Source organism: Saccharothrix sp. 6-C (assembly GCF_016695385.1).
In the GTDB taxonomy this organism is placed as follows: domain Bacteria; phylum Actinomycetota; class Actinomycetes; order Mycobacteriales; family Pseudonocardiaceae; genus Actinosynnema; species Actinosynnema texasense.
On sequence record NZ_CP064192.1, the window covers coordinates 4,642,390 to 4,658,249 of the forward strand.

Annotated in this window: 14 protein-coding genes; 2 read left to right on the plus strand and 12 right to left on the minus strand. The window is 73.4% G+C overall.

Annotated elements, in window-relative coordinates:
* Positions 1–37: 37 nt before the first annotated feature.
* From IOD16_RS19355 to IOD16_RS19375, 5 genes are read right to left on the minus strand one after another with little or no spacing between them, the layout of a single operon-like run.
* Positions 38–685 carry an ABC transporter ATP-binding protein gene (locus IOD16_RS19355; RefSeq protein ID WP_201435537.1) on the minus strand — a complete coding sequence of 216 codons (648 nt, stop codon included), beginning with the start codon at positions 683–685 and terminating at the stop codon, positions 38–40.
* Positions 682–1,491 (minus strand): ATP-binding cassette domain-containing protein, encoded by an 810-nt coding sequence (locus IOD16_RS19360; RefSeq protein WP_236594215.1) that lies wholly within the window; start codon positions 1,489–1,491, stop codon positions 682–684. The genes IOD16_RS19355 and IOD16_RS19360 overlap by 4 nt, the downstream gene beginning before the upstream one ends.
* On the minus strand, positions 1,488–2,324 hold the full coding sequence (locus IOD16_RS19365) for an ABC transporter permease (RefSeq protein WP_201435538.1): 837 nt from the start codon (positions 2,322–2,324) through the stop codon (positions 1,488–1,490). The genes IOD16_RS19360 and IOD16_RS19365 overlap by 4 nt, the downstream gene beginning before the upstream one ends.
* A complete protein-coding gene (locus tag IOD16_RS19370) occupies positions 2,321–3,349 on the minus strand; it encodes an ABC transporter permease (protein WP_236594216.1) in 1,029 nt (342 codons plus the stop codon). Before IOD16_RS19370 ends, IOD16_RS19365 begins: the two co-directional genes overlap by 4 nt.
* Positions 3,331–4,917: an ABC transporter substrate-binding protein gene (locus IOD16_RS19375; RefSeq protein WP_201435539.1), complete on the minus strand. Its 1,587-nt coding sequence runs from the start codon at positions 4,915–4,917 to the stop codon at positions 3,331–3,333. Before IOD16_RS19375 ends, IOD16_RS19370 begins: the two co-directional genes overlap by 19 nt.
* 316 nt (positions 4,918–5,233) lie before the next feature.
* Between IOD16_RS19375 and IOD16_RS19380 the strand changes: the two genes are divergently transcribed.
* Complete coding sequence (locus IOD16_RS19380) at positions 5,234–5,968, plus strand: alpha/beta hydrolase (protein WP_201435540.1); 735 nt, start codon at positions 5,234–5,236, stop codon at positions 5,966–5,968.
* A 137-nt stretch (positions 5,969–6,105) separates the two neighbouring features.
* The gene (locus IOD16_RS19385) at positions 6,106–7,068 is read left to right on the plus strand and encodes a small ribosomal subunit Rsm22 family protein (RefSeq protein WP_236594217.1); all 963 of its coding nucleotides are present in this window, start codon (positions 6,106–6,108) and stop codon (positions 7,066–7,068) included.
* Between the two features lie 25 nt (positions 7,069–7,093).
* Here IOD16_RS19385 and IOD16_RS19390 read toward each other — a convergent pair whose 3' ends face one another.
* From IOD16_RS19390 to IOD16_RS19420, 7 genes are all read right to left on the minus strand, one after another.
* Positions 7,094–8,329 (minus strand): RNA polymerase sigma factor, encoded by a 1,236-nt coding sequence (locus IOD16_RS19390; RefSeq protein ID WP_201435542.1) that lies wholly within the window; start codon positions 8,327–8,329, stop codon positions 7,094–7,096.
* Positions 8,326–8,649, minus strand: a complete 324-nt coding sequence (locus IOD16_RS19395; RefSeq protein ID WP_201435543.1) for a YciI family protein — start codon at positions 8,647–8,649, stop codon at positions 8,326–8,328. Before IOD16_RS19395 ends, IOD16_RS19390 begins: the two co-directional genes overlap by 4 nt.
* 52 nt (positions 8,650–8,701) lie before the next feature.
* Positions 8,702–9,322, minus strand: coding sequence for a dihydrofolate reductase family protein (locus IOD16_RS19400; protein WP_201435544.1), 621 nt, complete (start codon positions 9,320–9,322; stop codon positions 8,702–8,704).
* Between the two features lie 151 nt (positions 9,323–9,473).
* Positions 9,474–10,523: a WxL protein peptidoglycan domain-containing protein gene (locus tag IOD16_RS19405; protein WP_201435545.1), complete on the minus strand. Its 1,050-nt coding sequence runs from the start codon at positions 10,521–10,523 to the stop codon at positions 9,474–9,476.
* Between the two features lie 77 nt (positions 10,524–10,600).
* Complete coding sequence (locus IOD16_RS19410) at positions 10,601–11,230, minus strand: hypothetical protein (RefSeq protein ID WP_201435546.1); 630 nt, start codon at positions 11,228–11,230, stop codon at positions 10,601–10,603.
* Positions 11,231–11,250: 20 nt separating this feature from the next.
* Positions 11,251–11,901, minus strand: a complete 651-nt coding sequence (locus IOD16_RS19415) for an Ig-like domain-containing protein (RefSeq protein ID WP_201435547.1) — start codon at positions 11,899–11,901, stop codon at positions 11,251–11,253.
* Positions 11,902–11,942: 41 nt separating this feature from the next.
* Positions 11,943–15,755 carry an alpha-L-arabinofuranosidase C-terminal domain-containing protein gene (locus tag IOD16_RS19420; RefSeq protein ID WP_201435548.1) on the minus strand — a complete coding sequence of 1,271 codons (3,813 nt, stop codon included), beginning with the start codon at positions 15,753–15,755 and terminating at the stop codon, positions 11,943–11,945.
* Between the last annotated feature and the right edge of the window lie 105 nt (positions 15,756–15,860).

Sequence of the window (15,860 nt, forward strand, 5' to 3'; positions counted from 1 at the left end):
CCACCCGCGACATCCGGCCGACACCCTGAGCCGAGGGCTAACGACCCCTAGGGGTCGACGGCGCGTCCACGAGGTCCTGGAAGTCGAGGACCCGGTGCGCCACCGCGTCGAGGAGCGGGCGGTCGTGCGAGATGGCCAGCACGCCGATCCGCCGCGACTCGACGGCGGCGCGCACCAGCTCCCAGATCTCGACCTGGCTGATCGGGTCGAGGCTCGCGGTGATCTCGTCGGCCACGAGGAAGCGCGGGTCCGCCAGGAGTGCCCGCCCGAGGTTGACGCGCTGGGCCTCGCCGCCGCTGATCTCGTGGGGGAAGCGGTCCAGGAGCGCCGGCGGGGCCAACGCCGGGTCCAGCCGGTCGAGGACGTCTTCCCCGACGCCGGTCTCCGCCAGGCTCCGCCGGATCTTCCAGAGCGGGTCGAGCGACAGCAGGGCGTGCTGCGAGACGAGTTGCACGGGGTTGGCCGTGCCCCGCCCGGGACGCGGCGCCCGTCCGTCGGCGCAGACCTGGCCGCGCTGCGCGCGCAGGATGCCGGACAGCAACCGGCCGAGGGTGCTCTTGCCCGCGCCGCTGGGCCCGTGCAGGCCGACGACCTCACCCGGTTCGACCGACAGCGACACCCCCGCGACCACCCAGCGCGACTTGCCGGAGTAGCGGAACCACACGTCGTCGGCGCGCAGGGTCATGCGTCCTCCAGGAGGCGGAACCCGTTGCCGGGCAAGGCGTGCCACAGGGCGCGGGTGTAGGGGTGGGTCAGGTCGTCCGCGCGGAAGTCGGCGGGCCGCGCCTCGTCGACGGTGCGGCCGTGGCGGCAGATGACGACCCGGTCGGCGACCTCCAGGGCGGCGGCGAGGTCGTGGGTGATGAGCACGACCGCGCGGTCCTGGTCGGCGATGCGCCGCAGGTCCGCGAGGGCCGCGCGGACCGCCTCGGGCGGCAGGCCGGGGGTCGGTTCGTCGGCGATGACCAGCGCGGGATCACCCATCAGCGCCATGGCGGTCAGCACGCGCCTGACCTGGCCGCCGGACAGCTGGTGCGGGTACTGCCGGTGGACTTCCGGTCCCAGCCCGCGGTCGTCGAGCGCCGCGTGGGCGACGACGTCCGGCGACGTCCGGCCGGCCAGCTCCGCGGAGCGGCGCACCTGGCGGCCGACGGGGGTGACGGGGTCGAGGAACGTCACCGACTGGGGCAGCAGCGCGATGTCGTGGCCGGCCCGGTCGCGCCGCGCCGGCGGGTCGAGGACGACGCCGTCGAAGCGCACCGTGCCGCTCTCGGCGGCGTTGGGCGGCAACATGCCCAGCACGGCGTGGGCGAGCAGGCTCTTGCCCGCTCCGCTGGCGCCGACCAGGGCGACCAGCTCACCCCGGTCGGTCGTCAGGTCCATGCCGGACAGCGCGGTGACGGTGCGGCGGCGCAGCCCCCGGTCGTACTGGGTGAACGAGACGGCCAGCGAGCGGATGTCCAGCAGCGGGGTCGCCGGTGCGGTGGTCACAGGTGGTGGCTCCTCGGGTCGATCAGTGACCGCAGGTTGTCGCCGATGCCGTCGACGACCTTGACCACCAGCAGCAGGCACAGGCCGGGCAGCACGGCGAGCCACCACGCGCCCGTCGAGAGGAACCGCATGGACTCGGCCAGCAGGATGCCGGTCGAGGGCTCGGCGGGATCGACGCCCAGGCCGAGGAACGACAGCGCGGCCTCGTGCAGGATGGCGTGCGGGAACAGCAGGACCAGGCCGACCAGGAAGTGCCCGGTCAGGTGCCCGGCGACGTGCTCGCGGGCGACCCACCACCGGCTGCGCCCCAACTGGACCGCGGCGGTCGCGTAGTCGGAGTTGACCACCTGCTTGGCCTGGCCCCGCAGCACCCGGGTCAGGTGCGGCCAGTGCGTCACCGCCACCGCGATGATCACCGCGTCCGTGCCGCCGCCGAGCGCGAAGGCGAGCAGGAGCAGCAGCACCAGGTGCGGCAACGCCATGAACAGGTCCACCAGCCAGCTCACGACGGCGTCGACCCGCGGTCCGCCGACGGTGGCGGCGCAGGCCAGGACGAGCGCGATCACCGCGGAGATCGCGGCGGCGGTCGTGCCGACGACCAGGCTCATCCGCAGGCCGGACAGCACGCGGGCGAGCACGTCGCGGCCCAGCCAGTCGGTGCCGAACCAGTGCCCGGCCGAGGGCGCGCTGTTGCGCTCCCCCAACGACGTCGTCCGCGCGGCGTCCTGGGCCCACGAACCGGCCACGAGCACGCCGAGCACCACCACCGCGGACACGCCCAGCAGGACCAGGGTGCGGGTGCGGCGGTCCACCCTCGTCACGACCGCGGTCATCGCTTCCTCCGCACGTCGACGAGCCGTGACCTCGGGTCGAGGGCGGCGTGCACGCGGTCGCCGACGAGGTTGCCGGTGAACACCAGCACCGTGGTGAACAGGGCGATCCCCAGCAGCAGCGGCACGTCCTGCCCCAGCGCCGCCGTCGTGGTCGCGGCGCCCAGCCCGGGGTAGGAGAACACCTGCTCGGCCAGCACGGAGCCGCCGAACAGCTCGCCGATCGAGCCGAACTGGAGCAGCAGCGCGGGCGCGGCGGCGTTGCGCACCACCCGGTGCAGCACGAGACCCAGGCCGCGTTCGCCCTGCGCCCGCGCGAACGCCACGTGGTCCGAGGCCAGCGCCTCCACCACGGCGTGCCGCGTGTGCAGCACCACGGGCGCGATCCCCACGACGCTCAACGTGATCGCGGGCAGGGCCAGGTGCGCCAGCCGGTCGCCCAGCCCCACCTCGTCGGCGGGCACGCCGATCGGCACCGCGCAGCACACCGGCGCCCAGTTCCACGACACCGCGAACACGTAGAGCAGCAGCAGCCCGACCCAGAACGTCGGCGCGGACGCGAGCGTGTACGAGAACCAGGTGATCGCCCGGTCGGCGAACCGCCCCCGGCGCGTCCCGGCGACGAGGCCGAGCGCGAAGCCGACCAGGCCCGACAGCAGCCACGCCAGCGCCATCAGCGCCAGGCTGGTCAGGAACTTGTCGCCGATCACCTCCAGCACCGGCCGGTTGAACGTCAGCGAGAACCCGAAGTCACCGCCCAGCAGGTTGCCGAACCAGGTCAGGAACCGCTCGTGCGCCGGGTCGTCCAAGCCCCACCGCTCGGCGATCAGCGCGCGCTGCGCCGAGCCCAGCGACGCGACGTCCGCGCCCACGTAGGCCGCCACCGGGTCCACCGGCGAGTTCACCATCAGCACGAACGAACCGACCGCGACGGCCGTCAGCAGGAGCAGCAGGCGCGAGACCCGCGCGGCGACCGCGACCACCACCGGGCGTGCCGCGGAACCCGCCGTCAGCACGTCCAGCTCCACCCGGCGATGCCCTGGGTGATCGGCCAGCCGTGCCCGTGCGGCTCGACCTGGAGCTTCCCGAGGTCGAGGCACGCGTCGGCGTAGTAGGTGTGGTCGAGGTTGACCAGCCACGCCCACGCCGCGTCGGCGCCCGGCCCGAACTGCCGCTGCGCCGCCTTCCAGTGCGCGGCGGCCTGCGCGGGGTCGGCGGCCGCCATCGCCGCGTCCAGCTCGGCGTCCACCACCGGGCTCCGGTACAGCGCGGGGTTCCACAGCTCCACGCCCGCCTGCGCCGACGAGTACAGGTTGTGCATCTCGGTCGCGTCGTGGCTGCCCCAGCCGAACAGCACCGGGTCCGCGTGCATGCGGGTGCGGATGACCTCCCAGCTCTCGCCCTCGGCGGTCACCGCGACGCCGATCGGCTTCAGCATGTCCGCCACGGCCAGGGCCAGGCCCTGCCGCACCGAGTCGCCGGCGGGGTACAGCAGCGGGAACTCCGCCCGGCGGCCACCGCGTTCGCGCACGCCGTCACCGTCGGCGTCGACCCAGCCGGCGGCCTCCAACACCCTCTTGGCCCCTTCGGGGTCGTCGTCGGGGACCGCGGTGGCCGGCTCGTACCAGGGCAGCCCGTCGACCGGGCCGGTGGCCGGGCGGCCGAAGCCGTTGAGCACGCCGTCCACCAGGGCCCGCCGGTCCAGCGCCACGTTGACCGCCCGCCGCACCGCCAGGTCCGACGTCACGTCGTTGCCGATCGGCCGCCCCTCGTCGGTCCGCCGGCCCTCGTCGGGCTGGAACGGGAACGCGATGCCCCGGTTGTCGACGGACTCGACCCTGGTCAGCCTCATGCCGGGGATCTCGCCGGTGGCCAGCGACGACGGCAGCGCGGCCAGGTCGACCTGACCCGACCTCGCCGCGGCCAGGCTCGCGTCCTCGCCCGTGAAGACGAACACCACCCGCTCGAACGCGGGCTTCGCGCCGTAGTAGGCGTCGTTGCGCCGCACGATCAGCTGCTGGCCCTCGTCCCACTGCTCGAAGACGAACGGCCCGGAGCCCACCGGCTTGCGCGCGTAGTCGGGCCCGTGCGCGTGCTCGGGCACGATCCCGAGCGACACCAGCCGGTTCACGAACGTGCTCTGCGGCTTCGTCAGGCGCAGCTCCACGGTGTCCTCGTCCACCGCGACCGCCTCCCGCAGCACGGTCACGTCGGTCGCCCCGCCGCTCTTGGAGGCCGCGGTGAACGTGTAGGCCACGTCGCGCGCGGTGACCGGCCGGCCGTCGCTGAACTTCGCGTCGGCCCGCACGTCGACCGTCCACACCAGACGGTCCGGGCTCACCTCGTACCGCGTGGCCAGGTCGTTGACGATGTCCAGGTCCGCGTCCCTGGCCAGCAGTGTCGAGTGGAACAGCGGCGAGCCGTAGCGGCCCCAGCCCAACGTCGGGTCGTAGCCCTCCTCGGACTCGCCGCCGATCGCCAGCCGCAGCTCGGCAGGCCTGCCGCCGGACGCGCGGTGCGCTTCGGTCGAACACGACGCCAAGGCGATCCCGGCGACGGCCACGGCCGCCGCGCGGAACCGAGCAGACCTGCGCACGGCACTCCCCCTCGATCGTTATTGCCGAAGATAGGCAACAAGCACTTGTGGGCATTAAGGCACACCAAGATCGGGGTCACAATCAGATGTGATCTCCACGTCACCGTTCGCCGGGGAGCTGCCGGCCGTGACGCCACCGCCCGCGAAACCCGGTTGGCGGGCCGAGGCGACCGCTGCTACGTTTCCGGCGGCCGTGCGAGAGACCGAGGAGGTGGTACCCGTGGACGTTTCGACATGGGTGCTCCCCTCAGGGGTCACGGTCGGGCGGTAGGTCGCCCGGGAGCGCCGTTCGCGAGCACTCCCGAAAGGCACGACCATGCGATTCACCTCCGAACAGCGCTTCGACGACGGCGTCCTCGAACGCGAGTTCGTCCTCGGCGAGATCCCCGGCATCCTGTGGACGCCCGCACCCGCGTCCGCCGCACCGGCGCCGCTGGTCCTGGTCGGCCACCCCGGCGGACTGCCCACGATGTACCCCCGGCTGGCGGCCCGTGCCCGGCACGCCGCGGCGGAAGGCTTCGCCGCGGCCACCATCGAGCTGCCCGGCTCCGGCGACCGCCCCCGCTCCGCCGCCGCCGACCAGGCCCGCGCCGACCTGCGCCGGGCGGTGCGGGCCGGTGAGCCGGTCGCCGACGAGGTCGTCGACCGGCTCGTCCTCCCGCTGGTCGACCAGGCGGTCCCGGAGTGGCGGGCCGCCCTGGACGCCCTCCTCCCGCTGCCCGGACTCGGCGGCCCGGTCGGGTACTCGGGCGGGGTGATCTCCATCGGCGTCCGGCTGGCCGTCGTCGAGCCCCGCATCTCGGCCGCGCTCCTGTTCGCGGGGAGCTACGTGCCCCGCGCCATCGTCGAGGAGGCCCGGCAGGTCACCATCCCGCTGCAGGTCCTGCTCCAGTGGGACGACGAGGGGAACGACCGGCAGGTGGCCCTGGACCTGTTCGACGCCTTCGGCTCCGCGGAGAAGACGCTGCACGCCAACATGGGCGGGCACACCGGCGTCCCGCAGTTCGAGGGCGACGACGCGAACCGCTTCTTCGCCCGACACCTGAGGTGACGCCGCGCCGACAACGCTAAGAGTGCCACCCGGGCCACCGCCGTCGAGGACGGGCGCCGTCCCCCTCGACGGCGGTGGCCCGAACGACGTGCACGACCGATAACATCCGGCTTTCGTCGAACCGGATGGAGTGGCCCGTGTCGGAGGAACTTCGGCGTGCGCTGGAGGCGGAGCTGGCCGGGCAGAAGTCGGCGGCGCTCGCACCCGTCGTCGAACGGCTGTCCGCCCGCTACCGCGAAGGCGGCGCGGCGAGCGAGCCGATCCTGCGCACCCGCGCCGACGCGAGCGCGTACGCCGCCTACCGCATGCCGGCCACGTACGCCGTGCTGCGCCACGTCCTCGGGGAAGCCGCGGCGCAACGCCCGGACCTCGCGCCGCGCACGCTGCTCGACGTGGGTGGCGGCACGGGCGCGGCGCTGTGGGCGGCGGCCGAGACGTGGCCGGACCTGACCTCGTTGACGGTGTTCGAGCAGGCCGAGGAAGCGTCACGGCTCGGGTCCAGGCTGGTGGCGGGCGCGACGAGCCCCGCGCTGCGGTCCGCGCGGTGGGTCCGGGGCGTGCTGGGACCGACGACCGCCCTGCCCGGAGCGGACGTCGCCACCCTGTCCTATGTGCTCGGTGAGCTGCCGGAAGCCCTGCGCGGCAAGGTGGTGGACGCGATGGCCGAAGCCGCGGACACCGTGGTCGTGGTGGAGCCGGGCACGCCGGCCGGGTACCGGCGGGTCCTCGCCGCGCGGGACCGGCTGATCGCCGCGGGCCGCTCGGTCGCGGCGCCGTGCCCGCACGAGGCCGCCTGCCCGATCGCCGGGTCCGACTGGTGCCACTTCGCCGCCCGGGTGGCCCGGACGTCGTTGCACCGGCAGGTCAAGTCGGCGACCCTCGGCCACGAGGACGAGAAGTTCGCCTACGTCGTCGCGACCCGCGTGCCGGGTCCGCACGCCGGGAACCGGGTACTGCGCCACCCGCTGCGCCGCAAGGGGATGGTCCAGTTGCGACTGTGCGCGCAGGACGGTGCCATCGAGGACCGCGTGGTGAGCAAGCGCGACCCCGACGCCTACCGCGCCGCCCGCGACGTCGAGTGGGGCGACCCCTGGCCGTGACGGCGCTGCCGGTCACCCGCGGGCGTCACCCCAGCTGGTCACGGCGGCGGGTCAGGTAGGCGATCTCGGCGGTGTTGCCGGCCAGCTCGACGGCTTTGTCGTACGCCGCGCGCGACGGCCCGCTGCGGCCCAGCCGGCGCAGCAGGTCGGCGCGGGTGGCGTGGTAGGCGTGATAGCCGGCCAGCCGGTCCTCGAGGCGGTCGACGGCCGCCAGTGCCACGTCCGGGCCGTCGAGTTCGGCGACCGCGATCGCCCGGTTGAGGGCGACCACCGGCGACGGGTCGACGCGGACGAGCTGGTCGTAGAGGGCGAGGACCTGTGACCAGTCGGTGTCGCGGATGTCGCGGGCGGAGGTGTGCACGGCGTTGATCGCGGCGAGGATCTGGTAGCGGCCCGGGGCGACGCCGGCGGCGGCCGCGGCGAGGCGTTCGCGGACCAGCCCGTGGCCTTCGGCGATCAGCGTCGCGTCCCACGCGCCGCGGTCCTGCTCGGCCAGGGGGACCAGCTCGCCGCCGGTCGACACCCGGGCCGGGCGGCGGGCCTCGATGAGCAGCATCAGCGCCAGCAACCCGGCCACCTCGCCGTCGTCCGGCAGCAGGGCGCGGATCAGGCGGGTGAGCCGGATCGCCTCCGCGGTCAGGTCTCGGCGCACCGGGTCGGTGTCGGGCCCGGTGGCCAGGTAGCCCTCGTTGAAGACGAGGAACAGGACGGCCAGCACGCCGGACACGCGGGCGGGGAGGTCCTCGGCGGACGGCACGCGGTAGGGGATGCGCGCCGCCTTGATCTTGGCCTTCGCACGGGTGATCCGCTGCCCCACGGCGCTCTCGGCCACCAGGAAGGCGCGGGCGATCTCCGGCACGCCCAGACCACCGACCATGCGCAGCGTGAGCGCCAGGCGGGACTGCGCCGCCAACGCCGGGTGGCAGCACGTGAAGATCAGCCGGAGCCGGTCGTCCTCGATGACGCCGTGCGGCTCGGGCGGGTCGTCGTCGTGCGCCATCCCGGCCTCCTGCTGCTTCTCGGCACGTTTGCCCTCGCGGCGGATGCGGTCGATCGCCTTGTGGTTGGCGGTGGTGGTCAGCCAGGCGCCGGGGTTGGGCGGCGCCCCGTCGGCAGGCCAGCGCTCGACGGCGATCGCGAACGCCTCGGCGGCCGCTTCCTCGGCGCGGTCGAGGTCGCCGAAGCGCCTGGTCAGGGTGGCGACCACCCGGGCCCACTCGGTGCGGTGGGCCCGGGTGATCACCTCGTCGACGTCGCTCATCGGAACGGCCGCACCTCGATCTTGCGGTCGCAGACCTTCGACGCCTCGGTGGCGAGTCCGAGCGCCACGTCCAGGTCGGGGGCCTCCCACACCCAGAAACCGGCGAGGTACTCCTTCGTCTCCACGAACGGCCCGTCGCTGAACACCGCCTCCTCGCCCCGGTTGTCCACGACCGTGGCCGAGTCGGTGTCCGCGAGGCCGCCCGCGAAGACCCAGTAGCCGTCGGCGATCAGCCGTTCGTTGAACGCGCTGATGGCGGGCTGCCGGTCCGTGCTGCCGGGGTCGACCTTGTCGTCGATGACGGAAACCAGGTACTGCATCTGCACTCATCTCCTGCGGGGTCGGGACGGCTCGGGTTCGTCGGTCGGGACTTCAGGGTGTCGCGTACCGCGGGCGCCCGGCGGGCCGGTAGACCTGGATCGTCACGCCCTTCGAGTCGACCCGCGACTCGACCAGGTCGAGCGCGAGGTCCGGGCCGCGGTCCGGGAACAGCCGCGCGCCCTGGCCGAGGACCACCGGGACCACGATCAGCGTCAGCTCGTCGACCAGGTCGTTCCGCAGCAGCCACCGGGTCAGCGCGCCGCTGCCGTGGACCTGCAGCTCACCTCCCGGTTCGGCCTTCAGCTCGCGGACGGCGGCCTCGACGTCCCCGGACAGGACGGTGGACCCCGGCCACGCCGGCTCGGTGAGCGTGGTCGACACCACGTACTTGGGCCGGTCGTTCAACGCCCGCAGGACGGGCTCCCAGCCGGGGACGTCCCGGGCCGTCGACGAGCCCCACGAGTCGGCGAACAGCTCGTAGGTCCGCCGGCCGAGCAGGAACGCGTCGGCGCGCCGGTAGGTCTGGTTGATGAACGCACGGGTGTCGTCGTCGCCCTTCCCCCGGGCCCACCCGCCGCGTTCGAACCCGTTCCCGCGGTCCTCGTCCGACGCGTGGCCGTTGCCCTGCGCCACGCCGTCGACGGTGACCTGGGTCATGGTGGTCAGCTTCATGATCGTGGTGTCCGTTGCCTCGGTGCCGCCCCTTGCGGGCGGCCTCACCCCTGCTACGAACACGGTGGACCCGATCCGACACCTCCGCCGGATTTTTTCGAGGATCTTTCCCGAGGTCGTCGGGGTCAGGCGGTCGGAGTCATGCTCGGGGTCAGGCGGTCGGGTCCGGTTGCCCTGACCGCGCTGCTTCCGCGCGCCCCTCGGCCTTGGCCTCGGCGAGCATCCGGGCCAGGCGGCGGCGGCGTTGGCGGCGGATGGCGCGGACGGCGAGCCAGAGCAGGGCGACGAAGGCCGGGAGCAGTGCTTGCGGGAGCGGGAAGGCCCAGGTGGTGACGGTCGCGGTCACCGGGGCGGCGGTCGGTGGCGCGGTGGTGTCGTCGATGGCGCCCGGGGTGACGGAGACCGTGGTGCTGATGCGGCCGAGGGGCCAGTGGTCGGTGAGGCGGGTTTCGAACTGCCGCCGGCCGCCCGGGAGCACCTCCCGGGCACGAGGGGCGGCCGGGTCGGTCCAGGTGTCGTCGCCGAACGGGTTGGAGGTGGTGATGGCGGTGTCGGCGGCGGCGCGGACGTTGCCGTCGTTGGCGACCGTGTAGCGGACGATGACCGTCCCGGCGGCGAACGGGTTCCACGAGCGCTCGTAGGTGGCGTGGACGTCGGTGACGGTGAACGCGGCCCGCAGGTCGCCGGTGACGCGGATGTTGAACCGGACGCCCACGCGGTTGCGGACGCGGACCTGGCCCGACAGCGTGTCGAGGGAGGCGGTGACGCCGGCCGGGTGGTCGCCCGGGGTGGCCTGCTCCGGCGCGGTGACGGACACCGGCACGACGGTGGTGGCGCCGCCGGGCACGGTGACGGTGTCGGGGACGTCGATCCAGGAGCCGCCGTCGGTCGGCGTGACGTCGGCGGCGCGCATGTCGAACAGGCCCTTGTCGGTGAGGTAGCCGTCGTTGGCGTCGACGACGAAGGTGACCGGCCGGGCGGAGTGGTTGGTGACCGCGACGTGCTCGGTCACCGTCTCGCCGCCGGCCAGCTCGAGGTTCACCACCCGCCGGCCGTCCGGGCCGGTGGCGTTCGCCGGGACCGCGGACCAGGTGACCTCGCCCTGCGCCGGTTGCGCGGAGGCGATCGGCACGGGTCCGCCCAGCGCGGTGGCGGCAGCGGCGGCGCAGAGCAGCAGGCGCCGGGTCCGGGTCGTGGTCATCTGGCTCTCCCTTGACGTGCGGGGTGTCCGGGGCGCGGCACGCCGCCGCGTCCCGGACATCCCGGGTGCGACCCGGGTCAGGACTGGTCGAACAGCGACAGGGTCAGCGTCGAGCGGTACTGACCGGCCCGCACGTCGGCCGGGGTGCGCAGCACCAGGTCGGCGTTGACGTCCCACGAACCGGTCTCGTCGGCGGCGTTCGCGGTCGACACCAGCAGCTCCTGCCCGCGCAGGCCGACCGCCGGCGCGCCGGTGCCGTCGCTGATGACGCTGGAGACCGGCTCGCCCGGCGCCACCGCGCCGGTGGTCGTGCCGGTCAGCAGCCGGGGTTTCCAGCCCAGGTGCTCCGAGCCGAAGCCGGTCCCGCCGCCCGTGGGCGTGAACTCGCTCGCCTGGCCGACCACGGCCCAGAACGAGCCGGCGGGGATGTCCTGCGGGCGACGGGTGTCGGTGATGGTGACGGTCGGCGTGACACCGGTGAACTGCCGGGCCGCCGCGTCGGAGCCGTTCTCGGTGAGGGTGACGCCGTTGTTCGCGGCGACCGTCATCGACAACCGGCCGGGGGTGCCGGTGTCGTCGATGGTGACGTTCACGTCGATGCCCGCGTCACCGGCGGGGTCGGCGGAGGCCGGTGCGACCGCCGCGGCGGCGAGCGCGAGGCCCAGGGCGGAGGCCGCGATCAGCCGGGTCGTGGTGGGTGGTCTCATGCTGTTGCTCCTCGTGTGGTTCAGCCGCAGGTGATGGCGGCGTACGCGGCCGTGGACGTGCTGTGCGCGGTCGTCGCGCCGGCGGCGCCGGCGGGGATCGACGCCGCGCGGGCGTTGAACGGCTGGTAGGCCTGGCGACCGGGTGCGACGTCGGTGACGGTCCTGCTCCCGTACGGCGTGGTGAGCGTGACCGACCCCGGCGTCGTGCCCTGGTTGGTCGCCCGCACCCGGACGTCGGTGCCGATGACCCGGCCGGAGACCTCGGGCGCACCGGGCCGCGACACGTCCGCGGCGTCCCAGGTGACCTTGCGCCGCTGGGTCCTGCCGTCGCTCAGGCGCGCGGCGACGTCCCCGGGCAGGGTCGGCGCGACCCCGACCACCGTCTCGGCCGCCACCAGGTCGACGCTGACGGCGCGTCGCCCGGCAAGACGTTCCCAGTCGTCGCCGCGCAGCGGCACGACGGCGCCGTGCTTGGTCTGGCCGGGCAGCTCGAAGTCGTCCTTGGGAACCAGCGGTCCCTCGACCGAGCCGTACCGGGAACGGCCGAGGTTGGTCGCGACGGTCCGGAAGTCGGTGGCGAAGATGCCGGAACCCACCTCCTGGAACACGTCGCGGTCGGCGGGGCCGTTGTCCTTGCCGAACCGCGTGATCTTGTCGCCGATGCGGATCATCGCGAGTGCTCCCTGCGGTCTCACCCGGTTCCTCTCAGCCGTCAGGAGCAGCGGGTCGACGGGTAGGCCGCGGTGTGGGTGGCCGTCCGCCCGTCCCGGGTGCCGGTCGCGGTGACGCTGCCGGCCGGGACGGTGCCCGTGCGGGTGTTGAACGACTGGTACGCCTGCTTGCCCGGCGCCACGGCCGGGAAGGACTTCGTGCCGTAGGGGGTGGTGATGGCGACCGCGACGGCCGCCGTGCCGGTGTTGACCGCGGTGACGGCCAGGTGCACGGCGCCGCCGACGCACCTCGGGGTGGCGGTCAGCGTCAGCGGCACCTGGTCGGCGGCCCGGTGCAGGCGCAGGAACGTGACCGAGTATGCGGGGAAGTCGTACGTGAAGTCGTTCGACGCCCCGGTCCACTCCCGCTCGACCGGCGCCACGGCCGTCGGCGCGGCCTTGGTGTTGACCGTGGTCGGCGGGCCGCTCATCTCGGTGACGGTCGCCGTGGGCGCGATCGGCGTGCCGCCGTCGACCCGCACGCGGGTGCGGGCGGTCGCGCCGGTCGGGTTGACGGCCTTCACCACGACGTCGCCGGTCTCCTCGTCGGCGGTGACGACCTGGTACAGGGTCTGCGGCGCGGTCTGGGTGTAGGTCAGCTGCAGGGCGCCGTCCAGGTAGAGGCTGATCTTCGCGCCCTCCACCACGACCTTCACCTTGTACGTGCGGTCGTTGGCGATCACGGTGTTCGGGCCGGACGCGACCTCGCTGCGCGCGCCGCCGGTGGCCCGTTCCAGGGCTTGGCGGGTGTTGTTCCAGCCGCCCAGGTTCCACCAGTAGTAGTCGCCGGACGAGCCCGCGCCGAAGCCGACCAGGAAGCCCTCGGCGCCGGAGACCTTCCGGGCGTCGAGTTCCAGGGTGTAGTCCGACCAGTTCCGCGCGTAGGCGTCCGGGATGATCGACCGGGCGTCGGTGGTCGTGGTGGACGTCTGCGCGTACTGCCCGTCCTGCACGGCCCAGGTGCCTGCTTGCGGCTGCCAGGCGGGGGTGGCGGAGAAGTCGTCCTGGAACAGCACCGAGCCGTCGCCGTTGGCGGTCACCTTGACGTTGTCGTAGGCCGCGCTGGTGTTCCAGGTGGACAGGAACACCCCGCCGCGCACGGCCTGCTCCGGGCCCTGGCCCGCGGTGAGGGCGCTCGGCACGACCTGGTCGCCCTGGTTCGCCGAGAACATCTGCTGCACGTAGTAGCTCGCCGAGTTCCACGACTCGTCGTTGTCGAACCAGATCGCGTCCGGCGACCACTGCACGTAGGACTCGTTGGCCAGCAGCGGCGCGTAGGACGCCAGCTCCACCAGGTCGCCGTTGCGCTCCAGACCGGTCATGTACGACGCCTCGGACAGCGCGTTGCCCATGGTGTTGCCGCGCGAGGCGTACTCGCCGAGGAACACGTGCGGGCCGTTGCGGTCGTAGCTGTCGTAGCGGTTGTTGTTGGCCAGGAACCACGCCGGGTCGTTGTAGTAGTGCTCGTCGACCATCTCGACGTTCTGCGCCCGGTTGTAGGCCCACAGCGCGTCGAACCGCGCGCCCGCGTCGTCCGGTCCGGAGTTGGAGATGACCGTCACGTCGGGGTAGCGGGCCTTGATCGCGTCGCGGAAGACCGGGAAGTTGGCCTCGAACGTGGTGGTGTTCTCCTCGTTGCCCAGGCCGATGTAGCGCAGGTTGAACGGCTCCGGGTGGCCCAGCGCGGCCCGCTTGGCGCCCCACTCGGTGCCGGTGTCGCCGTTGGCGAACTCGATCAGGTCGACGGTGTCGTCCACCCAGCGCTGGATGCGGGCGGCGTCGGTCATCTCCGGGATGCGGCTGCCGCAGCCGTTGGCGCCCACGGACAGCACGGGCAGCGCGGTGGCGCCCATGTCCTCGGCGAACTCGAAGTACTCCAGGTAGCCGATGCCGTAGGACTGGTTGTAGCCCCAGAAGTTGAAGTTCGTCGGGCGCTGTTCGACCGGCCCGATGGTCTCCTTCCACTGGTACGTGCGCTGCCGGTCGACGCCGCCGCTCTCCGCGTAGGTGTCGAACGTGCCCACGTTGGTGACGCAGCCGCCGGGGAAGCGCAGGAACCTCGGCTCCAGGGCGGCGATCTTCTCGGCGAGGTCCTTGCGCAGCACCGACTTGCCGTTCACCGCGCCGACCCACGTGTCCTGCGGCATGAGGGAGACCATGTCCAGGTTCAGTGTGCCCGCCGCACCCGCCAGCACGGCGAACCGGCCCGTCGACGTGGTGCCGGTGGCGGTCAGCGTGACGGTGTGCTCGCGCCAGGTCGTGCCCGCTTCGACGTGGAGCGTGCCGTTCGCGGACACACCGGTCCCGGCGGTGTCCTCCACGCGGACGGTCAGGTCCTGCGCGGTGCTCGACTTCGCCCACAGCGACACGTCGTACTTGTCGCCCTGCTTCACCGCGAACCCGGTGTTGTAGCCGGTGTTGCGGATGCCCGCGCCCGCGCCGGTCGTGGTCAGGGTCAGGAAGTAGCGGTTGTTGTCGTTGAGGCGGCCGTCGCCGGTGCCGACGGTCGTCGTGGCGGTCGCGCCACCGCGGTTGACCGCCTCCCACGCGGTGAGGCCGGTGAACGACGCGTTGTCCGAGGAGTTGAACTCGAACGAGCGGTTGCGGACCAGCTCGGCGTAGAGGCCGCCGTCGGCCGCGTAGTTGATGTCCTCGTAGAAGATGCCGTACAGGTCGTCGCTGATCTCGGTGCGCGCGGCGGCGGTGTCGATGGTCAGCGCCTGCTCGGCGATGCTCACCGGCGTGACGGTCAGCTTGGCCGCCTCGGCGCTGCCGCCGAGCCCGAGCGTCCCGTCCGCGCGCCGCACGGCGTGGGACTCGGGGTCGGCGGCGGTGCGCAGCACGACCTTGCCGCCGCCCGCGTCGGTGAGCCGCAGTGCCGTCGCTGTCGAGCCCGGCTCGGCGAGCACGAACCGTCCGTCGCGGACGACCACCGGCCGCTCCCCCGACTTCAAGGTCACCGGCTTGACCGCGCCGGACGCGCCGCCCGCCGCGGTCGCGGTCAGCGCCAGGCCGTTCGCGGGCCGGGAGTCGGTCAGGGCGAGGCCGTCGCCGCTGGTGGTCAGGTACGGGGTGGTGAAGGTGAACTGACCGGGCGGCACCTGGTCCGCGCCGCCCGCCGAGGACAGCGCGAAGTAGTCGAACGCGGCCTCGTGGGTCGTGCCGTCGGTCGCGGCCAGGGCGTACAGGCCGATCTTCGTGATCGGGAAGGTGATGGTCACCGTGCCCGCGTCGGCCCAGTCCCGGCCGTCCCAGTAGCTGGTGGTGACGGTGTTGCCGGTGCGCCGCATGCGCAGCGTCTCGCCGGTGGAGCCGGGCCGGTCGGTGAACTTGGCGGCGGTGAACGCCGCGCGGGTCTCGACGTCGTTCTCGATCGCCCGCCCGGACGGGGACAGGGTGCCGACGAACGTCAGGCCCGACCGGACGTAGTTGTCCATGTCCTGCAAGGCGATGAGGCCCGCGCCCTGGTAGGTCTTCGCCACCGCGCCCGAGACGCGGGTGACCGCGGTGAAGTCCGCGTCGGGCACGTCCAGCAGCACGACGTTCTTGGCGGTGTTGGTGGTCTGGTAGGTGTCACCGGTCTGCGAGGTCAGCGTCAGCCGGCCGTCGGCGACGCGCAACGCGTCGGACACGGGGTTGACGACCGCCCAGTCACCGCCGAGGGCCGCGCCGTCGAACGAGTCGACCCGCGCGCCGTCGGGCAGCGGTGGTTCGGCGGCGGTGGCGGCGGGCGTCGCCGTCACGGTCGCCGCGACCATCAGCGCGGCGGCCAGGAAGGAGGTGCGCGCGAGGCGCAGGCGTTGCCGGTGTCTCATTGCGGTCCTATCCGGTGGGGAAGGGCGGCTCAGCCGCAGGTGACGGGCTGGTGGGGACGTGCCGGAGGCCCGAGTCGGCGGTGCGGACCCCTTCGGTGGTCAGGG